This window comes from Lishizhenia sp. (assembly GCF_033720595.1).
In the GTDB taxonomy this organism is placed as follows: Bacteria; Bacteroidota; Bacteroidia; order Flavobacteriales_D; family Crocinitomicaceae; genus Lishizhenia.
Window position 1 is genome coordinate 1 of sequence record NZ_JAWWCF010000248.1, and the last position, 3,521, is coordinate 3,521.

Genomic DNA, 3,521 nt, shown 5'->3' on the forward strand with positions numbered 1-3,521 from the left:
TGGGTATTATTTTCCTAATCAGCATAAAAAAGAAAAGTTGGCGCCAAAAGAAATGGTTCTTGTACGCCTTTTTAGTCGCTACCCCACTTGGCTTTGTAGCACTAGAAGCAGGTTGGTTTGTAACGGAATTGGGGAGACAACCTTGGATAATCAATGGAATTATGAAAACCAAAGATGCCGTAACTCCGGTTCAAGGCATACAATACAGTTTTTATTTATACATGCTTATCTACATTGGTTTAAGCATTACGGTGTATTGGTTAATGAATAGACAAATAAAAAAACTAAATAGCTTGTAATATGGAATTCATTGTACTCACATTTCTCTTTTTAGCGATATTGTTTTACCTACTTTTCGGAGGAGCAGACTTTGGCGTAGGTGTCTTGGAATTTTTCTCTAGCAAGCAAAACAAAGAAATCACCAAGAAAACAGCCTATAGAATAATAGGTCCGGTTTGGGAAGCTAATCACGTTTGGTTAATTGTTGTTATTGTAGTGATGTGGATAGGGTTCCCTATTTACTACAACATTATCGTTACTCAATTACACATTCCGCTGAGTTTATTATTGCTCGGAATCATAGCCCGTGGAACAGCCTTTGTATTTAGACATTACGATGCCTATAAGGATGATAGTCAAAAATTCTACGATAAAATTTTCCAGTATGCCAGTGCCTTTACTCCTTTCATCATTGGAGTAATCATAGGTGCTATCTTAAGTGGAGAAATGATACATCCTGATAAGGTGGAAGGAAATGATTTTTACACCTTATACATCGCGACTTGGTTCAACAGCTTTAGTTTATGCACAGGTTTCTTCGTTTTAAGTTTAACGGCATACATCTCTTCTGTTTTCTTAAGTACAGAAAGTTTGGGTGAAGAGAAATTTTACTACATCAAAAAAGCCAAAAGAGCGAGTTTGTTTGTTTTGATTTCGGGAGCACTTGTATTTGTTGAAAGCATTTTATATGGACGTGCGTTCTTTCTTATTTATGCGGAAAACTGGTGGACTTGGGTCATTCTATTCATTGCTGGTTTACTTTTTATACCGATGTGGAAAGGAATAAACGCTGGAGATAGATGGATGCCTAGAGCTTGGATGGCGCTTCAAATTATAATGATTTTAACCGTTTGGGTGATCGATATTTTTCCCAACCTTATCATTTTTAAAGAAGGACAATTGGGATTAACAGAAAACCCTGTACCTGATGCTGTATTTCAAAGTCTAGGAATGGCTTTACTTATAGCTTCTGCCTTTGTTTTGCCAGGATTGTATCATTTATATAAAACCTTTGGGTTGGTAAACAGTAAAAATCAAGCGTAGAGTTATTGGTAAAGAAAAACCCCGACTTTACGTCGGGGCTAAAACAAAAAACACACTATTCACTTGTTTTACTACCTATTATGAAAAGTTAGAGCAGCTGAATTTATACAATAGCGTAATCCAGTTGGTTCAGGTCCATCGTTGAAAACATGTCCCAAGTGACCATCACATCTGTTACACACCACTTCTATTCTTTGCCATCCGTATTTATAATCCTCAAGCTCTCCAACATTTACAAGGTTTACCGGTTCGTAAAAACTCGGCCAACCTGTTCCAGACTTAAATTTCGTTTTACTGTCGAAAAGCCGTAAATCACATCCAGCACAGTGATAAACACCATCGGCTTTATGATCCCAGTACTTCCCAGTAAAAGCCTGCTCGGTTCCTTCTTTTCTTAGCACATCATAGGCTTCAGGAGAAAGTTCTTTTTTCCATTCTTCATCTGTCTTCACCACTTTGGTAAGCGTATCTTCAACTTCCCTTTCCACATCGGCATTGGTTAAGTGTACGGTTTGAGATGAGTTCACTCCTCCACACGCACTTAACACAACTATTAGAGATATCCATACAAAATTCTTCATACTATATAGACGTGTTTTAAACGGATTTCTTACATATCTACGCCCACAAACTTCTTTTGGATTTTGAAAACTGAAATAATTTTCATTTTCTTTCTTTTGTCTTGAAAACACATCCAAAACCTTGAGCTCAATTCCAAAATAGAGATACCTTTGCCACAAATTTTTTGAGCATGAAAAAATACAGTAAGAACTTTTGGGCAATTTGTACATCTCTCTTGCTGTTCATGACAAGTTTTAACTTGATTATTCCCGAGCTCAATGATTTCATTACCGCCCTTGGAGGTATCGAATACAAAGGTTTAATTATTACACTTTTCACTTTATCGGCCGCCATTTCTCGACCATTTTCTGGAAAACTATCCGATACCATAGGTAGAAAATCCACCATGTATATAGGAATTACCGTTAGTACCATAGTTACTTTCCTCTATCCTTTATGCGGAAGTGTACTCTTCTTTTTAACGCTGCGTTTTTTCCATGGTTTCTCTACAGGCTTCTTACCAACGGGAGCTACTGCATTAGTTACAGATATTTTACCAGCCGATAAGCGCGGTCAGGGAATGGGTGTGTTTGGAACAGCTACATCCCTTGGTATTGGAATTGGTCAATTTTTAGGAACACCCATCACCAAATTAGCAGGTGTTGACGGATTGTTTATCATCAGTGGTATACTTGCTATCATCGCAGGATTAATGATTTTAACCGTACGAGAAACTTTAGAAAATCCTCAAGTTTTCGCTCCTAAACTTTTGAAAGTAAAGAAAACAGAAATCATAGAAACCAATGTGATTCCAGCTGGAATAGTAATGATATTAACCGCTACATGTTCTGGAATTATTTTCGTGCTTTCTCCTGACATGTCAGAATATTTAGGCATTTCTAATAAAGGATGGTTCTTCTTTTTCTATGTAATATCTACCATAGGAATAAGACTATTTACAGGTAAGGTATCTGATAAGTATGGTAGAAGAGAGACTTTAATTGCAGGCTGCATTGTACTTTGTTTAAGTATGCTCATGGTTGGATACTCTGAAAGTATGCTTTCCTTCACCTTAGGTGCCATTGTATTTGGTGTAGCTACAGGAATAAATAGTCCAACACTTTTTGCTTGGATGGCAGATTTATCGCCAGCTCATAGAAGAGGAATTAGTGCAGGAACTTTGTTTATAGCATTAGAGGTAGGTATCATGGTTGGAGCTTCAAGCACCTTATATATGTATGAAAGTACCTTTAAATCCGTTCCCCAAACCTTTATGGTTGGAGCCGGATTTTCTATCCTTGCCTTGTTCTTTTTGCTTTGGCATTTAAAATTTAGAAAGCAACAAACAACCTATTAATCTATCTCATGTTCTACTTGTAGGTATTTTTTCAACCATCTCGTTCCGTAATAGAAAGGAAGGGTATCTAGTAAAGCACATACCACCTTGAACAAGTAACTACTTATTACAAACGCGAAGAGTTGAAAAGCAATACTTGCCCCCTCTTTCATGGGTAGACCATTCGCGAAATAATAGGTAATTAGAATTACAGAAATAGAGTCGATTAAAAGACAGGTTAAGGTTGAAAAAATATTACAAAAACACAACATATTACCATCGGTTTTGTTATTAAAAAAAA

General features: G+C 36.8%; 5 protein-coding genes. 3 read left to right on the forward strand and 2 right to left on the reverse strand.

Annotated features, from left to right (window positions below; all coding sequences use genetic code 11):
* Window positions 1-299: cytochrome ubiquinol oxidase subunit I (locus tag R3333_RS13385; RefSeq protein ID WP_318959278.1), on the forward strand; the 299-nt coding region annotated here is incomplete at its 5' end.
* A gap of 1 nt (window position 300) precedes the next feature.
* Entirely contained in the window at window positions 301-1,323 is a 1,023-nt protein-coding gene (locus tag R3333_RS13390; protein ID WP_318959279.1) for a cytochrome d ubiquinol oxidase subunit II, read from the forward strand.
* A 71-nt stretch (window positions 1,324-1,394) separates the two neighbouring features.
* Here the strand turns inward: R3333_RS13390 and msrB are convergent, their stop codons facing one another.
* Window positions 1,395-1,904 carry a peptide-methionine (R)-S-oxide reductase MsrB gene (msrB, locus tag R3333_RS13395; protein ID WP_318959280.1) on the reverse strand — a complete coding sequence of 170 codons (510 nt, stop codon included), beginning with the start codon at window positions 1,902-1,904 and terminating at the stop codon, window positions 1,395-1,397.
* Between the two features lie 170 nt (window positions 1,905-2,074).
* On the opposite strand from msrB, the gene R3333_RS13400 reads away from it, so the two are divergent.
* Window positions 2,075-3,241, forward strand: coding sequence for an MFS transporter (locus R3333_RS13400; protein WP_318959281.1), 1,167 nt, complete (start codon window positions 2,075-2,077; stop codon window positions 3,239-3,241).
* On the opposite strand, the gene R3333_RS13405 is transcribed toward R3333_RS13400, so the two are convergent.
* Window positions 3,238-3,521: VUT family protein (locus R3333_RS13405; protein ID WP_318959282.1), on the reverse strand; the 284-nt coding region annotated here is incomplete at its 5' end. The two genes, R3333_RS13400 and R3333_RS13405, sit on opposite strands and share 4 nt — an antisense overlap.